Here is a 17041-nt window from a genome sequence, read left to right on the forward strand (position 1 = left end):
TATACATGCAACAACACAGCCAATTTTGTAAATTATAATGAGTATACTGCTATAAATGAAAGTAGATAGACGAAATTTAATTTGAAAAAGAGCAAGGAGTCTGTAAGCCGAGGAGCGGAGCGTATAATAATAATACGTGAGCATCCGAGGACTTACAAAGACGACGTAGCCAATTTTGCAAATTAAATTGTAGAAGTCAAGATTTAATCTCACAGACATTATAAAAATTATATCTGAATGTCTGATAAGTTATGACTGTCAGATGAGTATTCAAGATATAAGATTTCGTTATTCTTTTCAACAGCTAACTTTTTACTATCCATAAAAGTCTGCATAGGTGTTTTTCCATAGCAATATTTACCGGAATGCGGTCTTTCATTATTATAATATTCTAGCCAAATATCAAGATCTAGTTGTAGATCATCAAGATCAGTATAGATCTTTTTACGCATAGCAGTATCAAAGAATTCTTGTTTCATAGTTTTATTAAAACGTTCACACATACCATTTGTTTGAGGAGAATATGCTTTAGTAGTAGTATGCTCAATACCCTCAATGCTTAAGAACAATTCAAAAGCATGATGTTCTATATTACCTTTATACTCACCACCTCTATCAGTTAAAATACGAAGTACTGGTATTTGCTGACTCTCATACCATGGTAACACTCTATCATTAAGCATGTCAGCAGCGGTAAGTGCTGTTTTATCAGTATATAGTTTAGCCTCTGCAACCCGAGTGTAACTATCAATAAACACTTGAGAATATACCTTGCCTATGCCTTTAAAATTACCTACATAATATGTGTCTTGGCATCCTAGATAACCTGGATGCTGTGTATCAATCTCACCATGAGCTTCTTTCTCGCTACGCCGTTTCTCTAATACTTGTAACTGAGCTTCGGTAAGAACAATACCATCCTGAGCCATTTTGGCTTCTAATGCTTTAAGTCTTTTATTGATATTATTTAAATCATTACGTAGCCAAATAGATCTAACTCCTCCAGGTGATACAAGAATACCAGTCTTTTTAAGCTCATTTGATACTCGCAGCTGACCATAAGCAGGGTATTCTATTGCCATATCTAATACTGCTCTCTCTACGGCAGGATCAACTCTATTCGCTATAATTGGCTTCTTCCGACTAATCTCATATAATGCTTCTTCTCCTCCTGTTTCATATAACTCTTTAAACCTATAATAACTGTCTCTACTGTAACCCATAGCTTTATATGCTGACGATATACTACCAAGACTCCTAGCTAATTCTAGTAATCCTATTTTTGGCTTTATTATTTTTTGATTTAGATTCATCTCTAATCCTCCATTTAATATTATCTTAATTTTACTAAATGTAAGATTAAATCTCAACTATTACAATTAAATAAGTATATCATGCTTCTAGTAAATCTGATGGATTACCTTCACCGCGCTTTCCACCGCTTCTAAAGCTATTAAGCTTTTTGGATCTAATAGGGTGTTGTAACTTTCTTAAAGCTTTGGATTCTATTTGTCTTATGCGTTCCCTAGTTACTTTAAATTGCTGCCCTACTTCTTCTAATGTATGGTCAGTATTCATGCCTATACCGAAACGCATTCTAAGCACTCTTTCTTCACGTGGCGTAAGGGTTGCAAGTACTCTAGTGGTAACTTCTCGTAAGTTTGACTGAATTGCCGCATCAATCGGCGCTACTGCATTCTTATCTTCGATAAAATCGCCTAATTGACCGCCGTCACTATCATCACCTACGGGATTCTCAAGACTTATAGGTTCTTTAGCTATTTTCATGACTTTACGCACTTTGTCAAGCGGCATTGAAAGACGGTTAGCAATTTCCGTTGCCGTCGGTTCATAGCCAAGTTCATTAAGCATTTGTCTTGAGGTACGCAGTATCTTATTAATTGTTTCAATCATATGCACAGGAATACGTATAGTCCTTGCTTGATCTGCAATAGCTCTTGTTATAGCTTGTCTAATCCACCAAGTAGCATAGGTAGAGAATTTATAGCCACGGCGGTATTCAAATTTATCCACCGCTTTCATGAGTCCTATATTACCTTCTTGAATTAAATCCAAAAACTGCAATCCCCTATTAGCATATTTTTTAGCGATAGATATAACTAAACGTAAATTCGCTTCTATCATATCTTTTTTTGCTTGTAGCGTTTGTCTCTCACTTTTTTGTATAGTATTCACTAGTTTTTTAAAATCATTAACTAAAAGCCCGGTATTAGATTCTATAAGCGATAATTCGGCAATCATTTGATCTATATAATCCGATTCTTTAGTAATTAACTCTTTCCAGGCGACTTTTTTATTTTTCAGCATTTTTTCTTTCCATGCTGCATTGATCACCGATCCTATATATTCATCTAGGAAATTTTGGCGAGTTACTCCGTATTTTTCAGCAAGTTTTAAAAAGGCTGTTTCTTTATTAATTAAATCACGATTTATTCCATACATCTTACCTAAAATTTCTTCTGTTCTTTTAGAATTAAAATGTATTTCCAAAACTTCATTTATCAATAATTCCAAATTATTATTATATTTTTTGCTATTTTGTAAAACCTTCGGCTCAAAAGATTTCTCATAACATTTTTTAGCTTCAATGAGTAGCTCTTCGCAGATAAAAGAAATCTTTTTCATACGCTCTATGATATTAGGTAATATCTGCGTTTCTACTCTAGACATAGATAAGTGATTATCCTCATGCTCTTCTCCTTCGGTCTCACTACTATGTTCTTCATCATTTTCGGGTGTTTCGTCATGTAACATGTTAGCTTCTAAATCTATCAGATCACGTAGTAACATTTTTTCATTAACTAAATCTTCATACCATACTATAAAACAACGCATAGCAATAGGGCTTTTGCATAAGGAAGCAATCATTGTTTTACGCCCTTCCTCAATCCTCTTTGCTATTTCTACTTCGTTTTCACGAGTTAAAAGATCGACGCCTCCCATATCTTTAAGATATAATCTTACGGGATCATCGGTAGTACCTATATTTTCTTCTTCTACCTCATCCTCAGGTTCATTATCAACATTGGTAGATAGCTTAAATTCTTCATCCATTCCGATATCAAGCTTAATTTCATCATCTTCGTTAGATTCTAAAATATCTACTCCTGCATCAGAAAATTTTAATATAGCTTCCTCTAATTGTCTTATTGAAGGATTTTTATTCAGAGGAAGAGCTTTGTTTATATCATCATAAGTGACCGGTATCTTTTTAGATTTAGCTTTTTTAAGTAAACTATCTATTTTATCTAGATCATTGTCTATATTGCTATTGCTCATTAAATACCTATATGCTTTTTTCTTTTAAAAGAAGTTTGAAATAATTAAGTTATCGTGTGATTAATAAAAGATTCGTTTAAAACTTGAAGTTCATTTGCAATCTTCAGAATTTCTTTTTTATATAATAAAACTTTTTCAAAGTCGTGATTGTCTGTACTGTTTATGGTAATAGCGTATTCTTTTTGTAAATTTATTAGATAATATTTCTTATGTAGCCACTGCCATAATAAATCTAGTCTGATATTATTTTTATTAAATGAGATATCTAAAAACAAATTATCCGTTTTTGATAATAATAAAAAAATATCAAAAAAGCTAGTTTTTTCCACAATTGCAGTAATTTCACTTGCTTCTACGTTATTATCTATAATCTCGTTTAAATACCAATTACGGAATTCTTCAAGCGATGTATTATTAAAATTTAAATTTAAGATGAAATCTCTAATATCTTTTTCTTCAAGTATTATAGGAAATTTAATCAACAGAGCACAAAAAGCGTGTTCTAGCATTTCAAGCTCTGAATAGCCGTGACTTGAAATTATAGGAGCCAAATTTGAGTTTTTAGTTGTAGCTTTCTTCTGCTTTGTGACTAAATTTTGCCATATTTGATCTTTAAAAAACCTGTAATAACTTGCTTTTAAATTACTATCCGATATTTTACTGCAGTAATCTTTTAAATTTTTCTCTAAATTAGCTTTTTCTTCCGCAGTTTTAAAACTCCTGCCACTGTACTCAATATACCAAATCATTTCTGACAGGCTTATTCTTTTATCTATAAGCTTTGCAAAAAAATCAGCGCCGTTTTTATTTACTGCATCGTCGGGATCAAGTCCGTTTGGTAACCTAATAAAAGAAATTTTCTTTTCACTATTAATAAGCGGTAATGCTAAGTTAATAGTTCTTATGCTAGCTTTTATACCTGCATTATCTCCGTCAAGACATAATATAATTTCATCGCCGGCACGCCATAATTTATGTAAATGATTTTCAGTAACGCTAGTACCAAGGCTCGCAACCGCTTCGCTAAAGCCTGCTTGATGTAGTGCTATAACGTCAAAATAACCTTCTACTAGAATCGAGTGATTTTTTTTATAGCTACTGCTTATCGCTTTATGCTCACCGTATAGAGTTTCACTTTTTTGAAATACTGTAGTTTCAGGTGAATTTAAATATTTAGGTAGCTCCCCCCCTAGTACCCTACCGCCAAAGCCTACAATTTTATTGTAAATATTTCTGATTGGAATAGTAATACGGTTAGAAAATAAATTATATATTTCGCCGTTTTCTCGCTTGCCGATTAGCCCTGCTTTACCAAGCTTTATAATATCTATATCTTTATCGTGAAAAAACTTTTCAAATTTATTATTCTTCGGAGCGAAGCCTATTGAAAACTCTTTTACTGTTTCTTCGGTAACCCCCCTTTCGTGTAGATAATTTAATATTTCAGGCGTTAATTGTGTCCTGAAAAACTTATTGGCAAGTTCTAAAATACTTAGAATTTCATCGGATTCTTCATAAAATTCTTTCTGTTTCGCAGTTAATTTCGGTATCTCTATACCATAATCGGTTGCAAGCTTTATAGCAGACTCATTATAGGATAAACCGCTAATATTAGAAGTAAATTTTATAACGTCACCGGCTGCTTTACAACCAAAACAATAGAAAAATCTCTTACTATCACTAACTGTAAAAGATGGGGTCTTTTCTTGATGGAAAGGACATAAACCTACATAGTTACCGGATTTTCTAGTTAAAGCTACTTTTTGCCGTACTACATCGGATATGTTAATACGGTTTCTTAATAACTCATAAAATTCCGGTGTAACTCTCATAATATATTCCTTATTATACGAAGTTCAACTTGGAAAAGAGCAAGGAGTCTGTAAGCCGAGGAGCGGAGCGTATACTAAATACGTGAGCATCCGAGGTCTTACAAAGGCGACGTAGCCAATTTTTCAAGTAGGGCGAGTATATCACAATATGTAAGAAAGAATAGCTGTAGATAAACAATAAGAAAGCGGTATAGATAAATTATCGTTAATTCTTAAATCTTTTGAATAAAATTCAGCTGCTGTAGCCCCTATGCAGCTTATAATGATAATAATAAAACTCGTATTGTACCCTAAATAGAAATACACTAATATACTTATAAAAATTGCAGAAGCTAAGAAAGTAACAGAACCTGCTATAGATTTGCCGTTACCTAAGCTATTTCCTATTTTAACGCCGACAAGAGCCGCTAAACAATCTGAAATAATTAAAATCAACCACGAACAAATCACTAAATTTCTAGGAAAAAGAAGAGCAGTTAAGAAAAAACCGAGCATCATAAAGCTAATGCCGCTTAGAGCAAAAGAACCGTTATTTTCTGAGGGCCTTATAACTTTTGAAAAAAATTTAGTTACAAATTCGCTAATTTTTGCATTATTATGACGTGATACGTCTAAATATAATGTAATAGCCGTTATTATAAATAATAATAACGTAATAGCGGTTCTTGGAATAAATAAATAAAGCAACGGAAATATTATAGCCGATAGGTGGAAAATTTTACGCTTTTTCTCAAAGTCAAAATCTTTAATTTCCATAGAATCATTAATATGTTTTTAGATATGTGAAAAATAATTAAAAAGGCTTATTTGACAAATTTAACTATTACAAATATACTTGCTGAAATCTATATTATTGAAAATAGTATACTAAAATTACTAAATCTACACAATATAATTATGAATACAAAATTTCCTATCACCGCTAAAGGTTTTGAAAAATTAGAACACGAGCTTAAACATTTAAAACATGTAGAGCGTAAAAAAATTAGTGAAGATATAGCCGAAGCACGAGAACACGGCGATTTATCCGAGAATGCAGAATATGAAGCGGCACGTGAGAAACAAGCGTTTATAGAAGGGCGTATTAAAGAGCTTGAAGATATGACGGCAAGAGCGGAAATTATTGATATTGGTAAATTATCAGGAGATAACATAAAATTCGGAGCTACGGTCACTTTGATTGACGACGATACTGAAGAAGAAGTAACATATATTATTGTAGGAGAATATGAAGCCGATATAACTAGAAAAAGAGTTTCAATCGCTTCTCCTATAGCAAAAGCTTTGATTGGAAAATCGGTAAGTGATTTTGTAGAAGTTACAACACCGAAAGGATCTAAATCATACGAAGTAGTTACCGTTGAATATAAAGAACTAGAGTTGTAGGTTGGTTTTTGTCACTATAAACGTTAACCTTATGACTTAATTATGTCATTCCTGCGAAAGCAGGAATCTAAAAAAAGTATAAATACAGCAAATTTTTGAAATTAAAAGCTCGATTTATCTCGCTTTATGATGGATTCCTGCTTTCGCAGAAATGACATCGAACACGTTTAATGCTCCACGCAGGCAACGCAGTATAACATTATAATCATTTCTTCTTAAACATCTCGAGCATTCTTTTTGTTACTATAAATCCGCCGAAGATATTTATAGAAGCAAGCAGCGTTGCAAAATACCCAAGTAAACCGGAAAACCCAAAAGCAGAGCTACTTGCGGCGATCATAGAACTAAGAACTATAATACCTGAAATAGCGTTAGTAATGGACATAAGCGGAGTGTGGAGTGCAGGCGTTACTTTCCACACTACATAATATCCAACAAAAGAAGCTAATACAAAAATGGTTATAGCAAATACTAGCGGGTCTATAGTACTTGTGTTTGTTTGCCAACTAGTATCTATTACCAAATCTTTTAATTTATCTGATAATTCTTGAGTATTATGGGCAATTTCAACCGCTTGTTTAGCCATTATCGGTAATTGATTCATATATTTAATTTCTCACTCACAACTTTGCCGTCTTTAGTAATCAACATATCACGTACTAACTCATCATCCATATTAAATTTACCGTCTTGCATGGCATAACTAAGAAAATTATATAAATTCTTAGAGTAGAGTTTTGAGCTATCGGTAGCAATTTTAGTAGCAAGATTTGATAAACCTATTATGGTAACACCGTGTTTAGTAATGATCTTATCAGGTTCTGAACCTTCCGCATTTCCTCCTGTAGAGGTCGCTATATCAACAATCACTGAACCGTGCTTCATAGATTCTAGCATTTTTTCCGTAACAAGCAGAGGAGCTTTTTTCCCTGGAATTTGTGCAGTAGTAATAACTATATCATATCCTTTAATAATTTTTGCTAAGAACTCTTCTTGTTTAGCTTTGTAATCTTCCGAACTTTCGTTAGCATAACCTGATTTATCCTGCAAATCTTCTTGTAGTTCCGGTGAAACAAACTTAGCTCCTAAGCTCTCTACCTGCTCTTTGGTAGCTGCTCTTACATCATATCCTGCAACAATGCTACCGAGTCTTTTTGCCGTTGCAATAGCTTGGAGTCCTGCAACACCGATACCCAGCACCAAAGTTTTACACGGTGAAATCGTCCCTGCTGCCGTCATCATCATAGGAAAAGCCTTTGTGTAATGATAGCTTGCTTCAATTACCGCTCTATAGCCTACTAAGTTACTTTGAGAAGATAAAGCGTCCATATTTTGAGCTTTAGTAATTCTCGGCACAAATTCCATAGCAAAAGTCGTAAGGTTTTTTTTGGCTGCCGCTTTTATATATTCATGATTTGAATAAGGTGATAATAATCCTATAATAATTGCTCCTTTTTTTGCAAATTCAAGCTCACTATATTTATCCGTAACGGATGAAGGTTGCACCTTTAATATAATATCGGCATCGGAAGTAATTTCGAGTGGTACCGAAGATACTTTAGCACCTAGAGCAACATATTCTTCATCAAGAAAACCGGCAGAAAGCCCTATATCTTTTTCTACCGTAACCGCATAGCCTTTTTTGACTAGTAATCCTGCTACTTCAGGCGTTATAGCGACTCGCGTTTCATGCTTGGCCTTTTCTTTTAAAGCAACGATTTTCATAAATATTATTTGTTTTAACAAAATAACTAAGGTATTTTAAACATAATTTAAAATATAAAACAATAAAAATGAAAAAAATATTCTTAATTATTATTTGTGTTTTTATAAATTCAGTCGTAGTGTTTGGAGCAGATGATAAAACAACTATTTCGGAGCTAAAAACTTATCTACATACGATAAAATCGGTTGCTATAGATTTTACTCAAGAAGATTCGTACGGTAAAATAGTTAAAGGAAAATTACTAATCCACAAACCTTATAATTTTAGATGTAATTATTATCCTCCTTTCCCTTTAGTTATAATAGGTACTAAAAATTTCGTATCGATGTATGATTATGATATGGAGCAAGTAAGCCGTATTAATAGAAGCGAAAATACATTTAATTTTTTATTAGAAGATAACAAGCATTTTGACAAGGATTTTGTTTTTGAATCGGTAGTTAACAAAGGAAATATTTCTAAAATTACTATCTATCATACTTTAACGGATAAGCATAGCGAAATTACTTTTAATAAAGCTACTAAACAAATTGAGGCATTAAAAATATTTGAAGATAATAATATAGTCACTATTACTTTTGATAAAATAGCTAAAGTACAAAAATTTTCCGATGATTTATTCAAATTAAAAAACCCTGAAATATTCGGTCCACCTGAAAGATTAACAAAATCGGAAATAGAAAAAAAATATATTGTTTCTTGAAAAGAAACAGGTTATGTTAATTATGCTAGTAGTGGGCATTGTGCCTGTTTAGTCGGTCAGGTCTGAAAGGAAGCAGCCGGAGTGGGATTCGGTGGGTCATTACTAGCATTACTCTTCGTCTTTTTGAAATTGCTCTTTTATTTTTTAAGAGTGAATAGCGGAGCGTACACTTAAGTACGTGAGCATATGAACTCTTAAAAAATAAAAGAGCAATTTCAAAAAGACTTCGAGTAAATACAGTTATATTATCATGCTGTGGCTTGACCAATTAATCGTCATTGCGAGGAGCGAAGCGGCGTGGCAATCTCGTCAAATATCCTGAGATTGCTTCGTCAAAATTTTCAATTTTTCCTCGCAATGACGAGGTATGACATAAAAAGTCTTATAACAATCGTGACAGATATAAATTCATCTAATCAGTATATACCTTTTGCAAGGAAATATCGTCCTAGTAATTTTGCTGAGCTTCAGGGACAAGAGGTACTTGTCAAAGTTCTAAGTTATACTATTTTAAACGATAGGCTCGCCGGAGGTTATCTTTTAACAGGTATTAGAGGGGTCGGTAAAACTACCTCGGCTCGTATTATTGCCAAAGCCGTAAATTGCTCTGCCTTAATCGCCGAAAATACGACTATTAAAACATGCGAAGAATGCACGAATTGTGTCAGCTTTAATAATCATAATCACCCTGATATAATCGAAATTGATGCAGCAAGTAAAACTAGCGTAGATGATATACGTAGAATTATAGAATCCGCTGAATATAAACCTCTACAAGGGAAGCATAAAATCTTCATTATCGATGAAGTGCATATGCTTTCTAAGGGAGCATTTAATGCACTTCTTAAGACTTTAGAAGAACCGCCGCCTCATATAATATTTATCTTTGCAACGACGGAAGTACAAAAGATACCTGCAACTATTATCTCAAGATGCCAACGTTATGATTTAAGGCGGTTGAATTTTGAAGAGATTTTTAAGCTACTTGAATATATAACTAAGCAGGAAAATTTAAAAACCGATATAGAGGCCCTTAGAATTATAGCTCATAAGTCTGAAGGGTCGGCACGTGATGCAGTGTCTATTTTAGATCAAGCAGCCAGTATGTCTGCAAAATCCGATAATATAATTAACCCTCATGTAATTAATCAAATGCTTGGGCTTGTTGACGCTTCCGTTATAATAGAATTTGTGGAGTATATAGTTCGCAAAGAGACGGAAAAAGCTATAAATTTAATAAATAGACTTTACGGTTTTTCGGTTAATCTTGAGATTTTTATAGAATCGGTAGCAGATTTTATTGCGTATCTTAATAAAGTAAAAATGTTGCCTAATTATAGTTTGCCAATATATGAATCATTTAACGATAGAACTAAAAGCATATTAGGTAAAATCAGTTTGCCGCATTTATCAATCTTATGGCAAATATATAATAAGGGAGTAGGAGAAATAAAAATTTCCTATAACAGACTAGCAGAAACGGAAATGTTAGTTATAAAATCTATATATTCGACATCGTTATCCTTGCTTGCAGATTTTGACGGTAATAATCAAAATTTAAATCAACCAATTAATCCGGAAATAAAAAAAAAATTTGAAATTGTAGATTTTCTTGAATATCTATATAAAAATAATGAGATAGATATATATTACTTTCTACTTAATAACACAGAACTTAAAAATCTCAGTGATAATAGATTAGAACTCGTAAGCCTTGAAATTACAAGCAAAATAAAAAAACAAATAGAAGATTTGTTAGTTGCTTTTACTAAAGAAAAGCTTGAGATAGTAATCATAAAGGGACAGAGCAAGCGAACCTTAAAGAATCAGTTAATAGGTAAGATTGAAGTAAGTAATGATTTTAGTTTAATTAAAAAACATTTCCCAAATATAGTAATTTCAGATTTTTTACTTAAAAGCTAAAAATTAAAGGATAGAATTATGGTAAATTTTAATCAGTTTTTAAAGCAAGCCCAATCAATGCAAAAGAAAATGCAAGAAGCTCAAGAGCAAATGGCAAATGCAAGATATACCGGTAAAGCCGGCGGCGGGCTTGTTGAGGTTATTGCAACCGGTAAAGGTGAAGTTGAAAAGATTACAATTGATGAATCTTTATTAAAAGCAGAAGAAAAAGAAATGCTTGAAGATTTAATTAAAGTTGCCTTTAATGATGCTAAACAAAAATGTGATGAAGATTCACAAAATTCTTTATCAGGAGCTTTAAACGGTATGAGCTTACCGCCTGGTTTCAAAATTCCGTTTTAATACGGCGTTTATGGTTTAAAATCGCCATTGCGAGCAGCCATAGGCTGCGTGGCAATCTTGTGCCAAAATCCTGAGATTGCTTCGTCAAAATTTTCAATTTTTCCTCGCAATGACGATGAAGTCTAATAATTCAAAATTAATAAATCCTTATCAATCCTGAAACCTTTGAAACGTTCAAGTAGCGACATACCGAGTAGTGAAATATCAAGGTCACCTAGACCTACATGTCCTTTGATGTTCTTAAATTCCGTACCGATTACTACACTATTTAAGGTTATAGGAGCAGCTTTATTTTCGCCGTTAGCCGTTAGATAAGTTCTAGTATATTTTAATTTAGTTAAGTCAAGGCCTAATTTTTGGGCATCTTCTTTAGTTAAAGCTATATCGCTTGCACCGGTATCTACCATAAATTTTATTTTAACGTTATTTACAAAAGCATTGATATAGAAATGCCCGTCCCCGCTACGAGCTATAATAATTTCTCCGACTTCAGTAGACCATTTATATGAGGGAATCAAAGCAGATATTACCCTATGATAAGCATAGTTCAGCTCAAACCTAAAAGCATAACCGGTTATTATAACTAAAAAAATTGCTGCCCACATTGCTAATTGCAAACAAAATTTACGCACTTCATTTTGGCCAATAGTACTGTAAATTATACTAAATAATATTAATAACGACGTACAAAAACTCCCTATATTTTGTGGCTCTTTGAAAAATTTTGGATGATGCTGATTGATATATTTGTATAACAAACCAGTTACAATTACGGTGCTGCAAATTATAAAAATAAGTTTTATAAGTTTTTTATTCATATAATATAATTTTTTTAACCTATATAATCAAACCAAAGTCTCAACCCATTTTTAAGTGGAAAACTACCTTCTTGGTTCACTAGAATAATAATTCTAAGATCTTCTGAGGGTATAAAACCAATAAAAGAATTAATACCGTTAATATAGCCTGAGTGAAAAATTAAATCCTTATTTGAGCGTCCTTATACTTTAAGAATACGCCATCCAAGAGCGTAATATGACTCAATCATTTTTTTATCAATAGACCACATCGGTTGCCATTTAAATTCAAAAACATCTTTGTTTGATTTTACTATTTTATACATACGATCTAAAGTACTTTTAGAAATAAGATTCGGTTTATAACCAAAACTAAGTTTGAATATTTCAATCATTCCATCTATCGATGCAAAAATACCGGCAGATGTAGGTACCGTCTTTGGGTAGTAAGGCGGAAACGGCAGTAATGTTATTACCTCTTGTCCGTCTATTATTGATTTAGAATGCGGATAAGCAAGTTGTATATTCGGCTCTAGCGGTAATATTTGTATATCTTGCGTTTTAAGCGTTGTACGCAAATTATCTGTTGCAGCATTTAAACTTAATTTTTTACAATTTAAAGCTCTTCAAGCAAACTAAAAACGATATTACTATATTTATAACATTGCCCTGGTTTACAACTAGCTTGTTGTTTTTGCAGCAGCATTAAAAGCTTTGAGTGACTCATTCCTTGCTCAATTTCAATATTTCCTGAGAATTGATAACCTGTGGTATGGCTTAAAATATTATTAAGACTAATAGTATTTTTTAAGTATGGTAATTTGAATTTTTCATCAAAATCTAAACTTCCTTGATCTACCATTAATGCAATTGCCGTTGCTGAAACAGCTTTTGAAACCGATGCTAACGGAAATAAAGTTTTGTGGCGATATTATGTTCATTTACATATATGATACTAAGAAATTAAATACGAGAAAATAATTTGTTATACACTTCATTCTGATTTCTTTTTCCAATAGCAAGTACAAGTACTATTATACGCTTATCATCTACTTCATACACTAGTCGGTAACCGACTGACCTCAACTTTATTTTATATAAGTTATTTCCACCGTTTACTGCATCTTTGGGTACGTGGGGTGATTTAAGTCTCTCTGATAACTTCTTTTTAAACTGCTCTTTTATTGTAGAACCTAACTTATCCCATTCTTTTCTGGCAATAGGAATAAATTCTAGACTATAAGTCATTTATATCAACCTTGATTGCTTCCTTTTTATCTTTTAATCTAGTTTTAGAAAGCTCTAATAAATAATTATCATCTAAAGCTTCAATGATTCTTGCATATAATTCAGCGGAAATTAAATAAGCAGTCGGTTTATTATGATTTAATAAGGCAACAGGCTCGCCGCTTGCCTTATCTAATAATGCGGTAGGACTTTTTTTAAATTCAGAGATACTAACTGTTAGATTTGCATAAATATGTTCCATTATTAGACCTATAATTAATACTAAATTAAATACTAATTATAATTTGCAATTTTATATTTATCAAGAATATTACATTAAATCACCGATATTCTCTAAAAACAACCTAGCTCGATGCGATGCCGGTTTATTAAAAAACTCCTTAGCAGGCTGATTTGCTAAAATCTGCCCTTGATCCATAAAAATAACACGATCCGCTATTAATTTTGCAAACTTCAAATGATGCGTGACTACTACCATACTCATTTGATCTTTTAATAAATTTATATTCTCTATAACATCTTTAATATTTTCGGAATCGAGTGCCGAAGTCGGTTCATCGAATAACAAAATTTCCGGTTTCATCATCAAGGCTCTTGCTATTGCGGCGCGTTGCTTCTGTCCTCCTGATAGACCCAGCGGATATGAGTCAAATTTTTGCGTTAGCTTAAATTTTGCAAGTAATTCCTTTGCCATAGAAATTGCTTGTTCTTTTGATAAATTTAATACATTTACCGGTGTATAAATTAGGTTTTCTCCTACCGTTAAATGCGGAAAGAGATTAAAATTTTGAAAAACCATACCGACTTTTAAGCGAAGCTTTCTTCTATCTTTAGATAATAGCTTCTTCCCGTCTACCAAAAAAGTACCGCTACTTGGTTCTTCTAAATTATTTAAAATTCTAAGTAGAGTAGTTTTTCCACTTCCCGAAGGTCCAATTATTACAGTAGTTTCTTTAGTAGTAAAATCTAAATCAATATTCTTAATTGCGTAATTTTTGCCGTAACGCTTACAAACTTTTTCTAAAATAATCATAAACTAAACCGTAAATTTATAACCGTCATAAAGCGGCTTAACATTATTTGGAAGCATTTTCGTAATCTCATGATAATCTATCGTATGTCTCATATTGGTTAATAATATCTGCTCAGGTTTATATTTTTCATGCCATTCTAGAACTTTATCAAGCCCTGCATGATTCGGATTTGATTTATAATCCATACAATCTAATATCCATATTTTTATATCTTTTAAATACTCTTCCGATTCAGGAGGAAAATCGATTACATCGGGCGAATAAACAAAATCACCTATACGTAAACCTAAACTATCTATAGGACCATGATGTTGTCTAAAAAATTGTATCTCAGTAGTATTAATCTTAATTTTATCAAAAAAACTAACAGATTGAGTTGTGAACAGTCGCCCAAGCTTAAATAACTTATTATTAAATAGATAATCAAATTTTGTATGGAGCTTTGCCGTACTATCGTGATCTGTATAGATTTCAATTGGCTTACCTTGCATAAAAGTAAATACCCGTAAATCATCGATGCCGTTAACATGGTCGGAATGATAATGTGTTAATATAGCACAATCGAGCTTGTTTATCTTTTCTCGTAATAGTTGATTTCTAATATCAAAACCAAAATCAACTAGTATTTGGCTATTTTCATCTTTAATATATATTGCCGATCTAGTTCTTTTATTGTACTTTGAATTCGATAAGCATATACTGCAATCGCACCCGATCACCGGTACGCCTATAGATGCTCCGCATCCAAGTATTGTTACTTGTAACATAAATATTTAAAATAATGTTTGAAGTTTTTTATAATTTTTGTGGCTTAAATCAAGAAATATTCTTATTTTTGAATAAAGTTACTAATATCGGATTTATACCTTACCTTTTAAAAATAATTTCGTTTTGTTTTAATATCGCTAATTTCGCCTTAATATATATTTTATACTGTATATATTTTTATATTCAATTAAAGAAAATTAAAAATGATAATGAACAGCAAAATAAATTTTGGCACAATTATAATAAATTAATTGATATCGGTATAATATACGGGGTATTCGGTTTAATTTTTACCGCTCTTAAATTTTCAGTTAATTTTCCTCGCCCTTATTGCAGTCTTCCTGCTGATAGTTTCATGACCATAATAAATACTGCAAATGAAAGATGCTTTTCAAGCTTTCCAAGTAGCCATGCGGCTCTTAGCGTTTTGGTAACATATTTTATTTGGGATTATATTAAATTACCGTTAAAAATCTTAATGATTTGTGTTATCATACTCGTGTCTTTATCTCGTATAAGCCTTGCCATGCATTACCCAAGTGATATAATTTATGGCATTGCTATTACATTTATAACAATAGTGATAGGTAAATTAATTTATCGAGCCTTTGCAAATAATATAATAAGAAAGGTTGGTGTCTTTATCCTTTCGTCATTGCGAGGAAAATTACGAAGTAATTGACGAAGCAATCTCAGGATATTTAACGAGATTGCCACGCAACAATGCCTTGCAGGAATGACATCAAAAAACCAAACAAATATTATGCTATTATACCGAAAATACTTTATAAAAAATATCTTACCGCTGCTTATAGTCGTTACTTTTTCGGTAACTAGTATAGTATGGATAACGCAAATATTAAAACTTTTATACTTATTTGATAAAGGTATAAAAGTTATGGACTTCTTCAGTTTAATAGTTCTAGTACTTCCTACTTTATTATTTATTCTGTTACCGGTAATAACGGTTATTGCCGTGATCTATATCTATAATAATTTAAAAGTCGAGCGACAATTAATTATATTACAAGCTTCGGGAGTTAATAATGTACAGCTAGCATTGCCTGCTTTATATGTCGCATCAATAGTTATGCTACTTGCTTATTATATATCTTCTACCATCATGCCTTTATCTCATATAAACTTAAAATCACGTTTAAACTTTATAAAGAATAATTATATCTCAAGTATGATTGAAGAGAAAACTTTTAATAAAGTAACGAAAGATATCACTGTTTTTATAGATAAAAAATCAGCAGGAAATATTATGAACGGCGTAATAATATTTGATAATCGCAACGCTGATAACCCATCAGTAGTATTTGCGGGTTCAGGTACTCTTAATATATATGATAATAGCCCGATTTTTGAACTTAATAAAGGCATAAGACAAGAATATGACGTAAACGGTAATTTAACTCAGTTAACTTTCGATTCTTTAATGGTAAAACTACAAAATGATAATCCATTAGTATCGCAAAGAACTAAACATAATAAAGAAGCAAACGAATATTATATAAGCGAATTACTTGCCCCTCCTCATGATTTAGCTATTACTAAAAAAATTAAATTAGTTGCTGAAGCACATCAAAGAATAATTTGGCCTTTATATAATTTTGTATTACCTTTTTTAGCACTTGCAGTTTTTTTGAGATATCCTTATAGCAAAAAAACAACTTTTATGCCGGTATTATTTTCTGCCTTAACAATATTGCTAGTTACTTCAATTCATTTTATATTGCAAAATTTTGCTTCAAAAAATCTAGATTTTATTTTTGCTTGTTATTCCAATTTGGTTATTGCTTTAGCGATCGGATTATATTTATTTGTACGTAAAAGAATATAAGAGTCTATCTATAAAGTAATTTTAACTGATAATTAAAGAGATTTTATAGCGAAAATTAACAAGTTTTTTGCTGGAATAGCTAACCCTATTTCAAAAAAAAAATTTATAATTTTTAGCAAAAAAGAATTTAATTAGC

General features: G+C 31.9%; 19 protein-coding genes and 1 other RNA gene. 7 read left to right on the forward strand and 13 right to left on the reverse strand.

The window, feature by feature from the left end:
- Nucleotides 1–227: 227 nt before the first annotated feature.
- The 4 genes from AC0ODJ_RS01785 to AC0ODJ_RS01800 form a co-directional block, all read right to left on the reverse strand.
- The gene (locus AC0ODJ_RS01785; RefSeq protein ID WP_121834048.1) at nt 228–1313 is read right to left on the reverse strand and encodes an IS481 family transposase; all 1086 of its coding nucleotides are present in this window, start codon (nt 1311–1313) and stop codon (nt 228–230) included.
- Between the two features lie 79 nt (nt 1314–1392).
- Nucleotides 1393–3300 (reverse strand): RNA polymerase sigma factor RpoD, encoded by a 1908-nt coding sequence (gene rpoD, locus AC0ODJ_RS01790; RefSeq protein ID WP_218460875.1) that lies wholly within the window; start codon nt 3298–3300, stop codon nt 1393–1395.
- Nucleotides 3301–3344: 44 nt separating this feature from the next.
- Entirely contained in the window at nt 3345–5132 is a 1788-nt protein-coding gene (gene dnaG, locus AC0ODJ_RS01795) for a DNA primase (RefSeq protein ID WP_218460874.1), read from the reverse strand.
- A gap of 141 nt (nt 5133–5273) precedes the next feature.
- Nucleotides 5274–5888, reverse strand: coding sequence for a diacylglycerol/polyprenol kinase family protein (locus tag AC0ODJ_RS01800; protein ID WP_218460873.1), 615 nt, complete (start codon nt 5886–5888; stop codon nt 5274–5276).
- 141 nt (nt 5889–6029) lie between these two features.
- Between AC0ODJ_RS01800 and greA the strand changes: the two genes are divergently transcribed.
- Complete coding sequence (greA, locus tag AC0ODJ_RS01805; RefSeq protein ID WP_218460879.1) at nt 6030–6518, forward strand: transcription elongation factor GreA; 489 nt, start codon at nt 6030–6032, stop codon at nt 6516–6518.
- Between the two features lie 205 nt (nt 6519–6723).
- Here greA and AC0ODJ_RS01810 read toward each other — a convergent pair whose 3' ends face one another.
- Entirely contained in the window at nt 6724–7122 is a 399-nt protein-coding gene (locus AC0ODJ_RS01810) for an NAD(P) transhydrogenase subunit alpha part 2 (RefSeq protein ID WP_218460872.1), read from the reverse strand.
- Nucleotides 7119–8243 (reverse strand): Re/Si-specific NAD(P)(+) transhydrogenase subunit alpha, encoded by a 1125-nt coding sequence (locus AC0ODJ_RS01815; RefSeq protein ID WP_218460871.1) that lies wholly within the window; start codon nt 8241–8243, stop codon nt 7119–7121. Before AC0ODJ_RS01815 ends, AC0ODJ_RS01810 begins: the two co-directional genes overlap by 4 nt.
- 68 nt (nt 8244–8311) lie before the next feature.
- On the opposite strand from AC0ODJ_RS01815, the gene AC0ODJ_RS01820 reads away from it, so the two are divergent.
- The 4 genes from AC0ODJ_RS01820 to AC0ODJ_RS01835 all read left to right on the forward strand — a co-directional run bounded on the left by AC0ODJ_RS01820 (nt 8312) and on the right by AC0ODJ_RS01835 (nt 11212).
- Nucleotides 8312–8947, forward strand: a complete 636-nt coding sequence (locus AC0ODJ_RS01820; protein WP_218460870.1) for an outer-membrane lipoprotein carrier protein LolA — start codon at nt 8312–8314, stop codon at nt 8945–8947.
- Nucleotides 8948–8967: 20 nt separating this feature from the next.
- Nucleotides 8968–9061, forward strand: an RNA gene (gene ffs / locus AC0ODJ_RS01825) — signal recognition particle sRNA small type.
- A 279-nt stretch (nt 9062–9340) separates the two neighbouring features.
- A complete protein-coding gene (gene dnaX / locus AC0ODJ_RS01830; protein WP_218460869.1) occupies nt 9341–10870 on the forward strand; it encodes a DNA polymerase III subunit gamma/tau in 1530 nt (509 codons plus the stop codon).
- A gap of 18 nt (nt 10871–10888) precedes the next feature.
- Nucleotides 10889–11212, forward strand: coding sequence for a YbaB/EbfC family nucleoid-associated protein (locus AC0ODJ_RS01835; protein WP_218460868.1), 324 nt, complete (start codon nt 10889–10891; stop codon nt 11210–11212).
- A gap of 122 nt (nt 11213–11334) precedes the next feature.
- Here the strand turns inward: AC0ODJ_RS01835 and AC0ODJ_RS01840 are convergent, their stop codons facing one another.
- The 7 genes from AC0ODJ_RS01840 to AC0ODJ_RS01870 all read right to left on the reverse strand — a co-directional run bounded on the left by AC0ODJ_RS01840 (nt 11335) and on the right by AC0ODJ_RS01870 (nt 15058).
- A complete protein-coding gene (locus AC0ODJ_RS01840; RefSeq protein WP_218460867.1) occupies nt 11335–12030 on the reverse strand; it encodes an aspartic protease APRc in 696 nt (231 codons plus the stop codon).
- Between the two features lie 182 nt (nt 12031–12212).
- Complete coding sequence (locus tag AC0ODJ_RS01845; RefSeq protein WP_256621516.1) at nt 12213–12587, reverse strand: hypothetical protein; 375 nt, start codon at nt 12585–12587, stop codon at nt 12213–12215.
- A 38-nt stretch (nt 12588–12625) separates the two neighbouring features.
- Nucleotides 12626–12880 carry a serine hydrolase gene (locus AC0ODJ_RS01850; protein ID WP_371920422.1) on the reverse strand — a complete coding sequence of 85 codons (255 nt, stop codon included), beginning with the start codon at nt 12878–12880 and terminating at the stop codon, nt 12626–12628.
- A 92-nt stretch (nt 12881–12972) separates the two neighbouring features.
- Nucleotides 12973–13257: a type II toxin-antitoxin system RelE family toxin gene (locus tag AC0ODJ_RS01855; protein WP_218460866.1), complete on the reverse strand. Its 285-nt coding sequence runs from the start codon at nt 13255–13257 to the stop codon at nt 12973–12975.
- Nucleotides 13247–13498 carry a type II toxin-antitoxin system Phd/YefM family antitoxin gene (locus tag AC0ODJ_RS01860; protein WP_202069499.1) on the reverse strand — a complete coding sequence of 84 codons (252 nt, stop codon included), beginning with the start codon at nt 13496–13498 and terminating at the stop codon, nt 13247–13249. Before AC0ODJ_RS01860 ends, AC0ODJ_RS01855 begins: the two co-directional genes overlap by 11 nt.
- A 69-nt stretch (nt 13499–13567) precedes the next feature.
- Nucleotides 13568–14290: an amino acid ABC transporter ATP-binding protein gene (locus tag AC0ODJ_RS01865; RefSeq protein WP_218460865.1), complete on the reverse strand. Its 723-nt coding sequence runs from the start codon at nt 14288–14290 to the stop codon at nt 13568–13570.
- A 3-nt stretch (nt 14291–14293) separates the two neighbouring features.
- Nucleotides 14294–15058: an MBL fold metallo-hydrolase gene (locus tag AC0ODJ_RS01870; protein ID WP_218460864.1), complete on the reverse strand. Its 765-nt coding sequence runs from the start codon at nt 15056–15058 to the stop codon at nt 14294–14296.
- Nucleotides 15059–15072: 14 nt separating this feature from the next.
- Between AC0ODJ_RS01870 and AC0ODJ_RS01875 the strand changes: the two genes are divergently transcribed.
- Both AC0ODJ_RS01875 and AC0ODJ_RS01880 read left to right on the forward strand, forming a co-directional pair.
- A complete protein-coding gene (locus AC0ODJ_RS01875; RefSeq protein WP_218460863.1) occupies nt 15073–15741 on the forward strand; it encodes a phosphatase PAP2 family protein in 669 nt (222 codons plus the stop codon).
- Nucleotides 15742–15822: 81 nt separating this feature from the next.
- Entirely contained in the window at nt 15823–16905 is a 1083-nt protein-coding gene (locus tag AC0ODJ_RS01880) for an LptF/LptG family permease (protein WP_474465649.1), read from the forward strand.
- The last annotated feature ends 136 nt before the right edge of the window (nt 16906–17041 follow it).

It is taken from the genome of Rickettsia senegalensis (assembly GCF_056135685.1).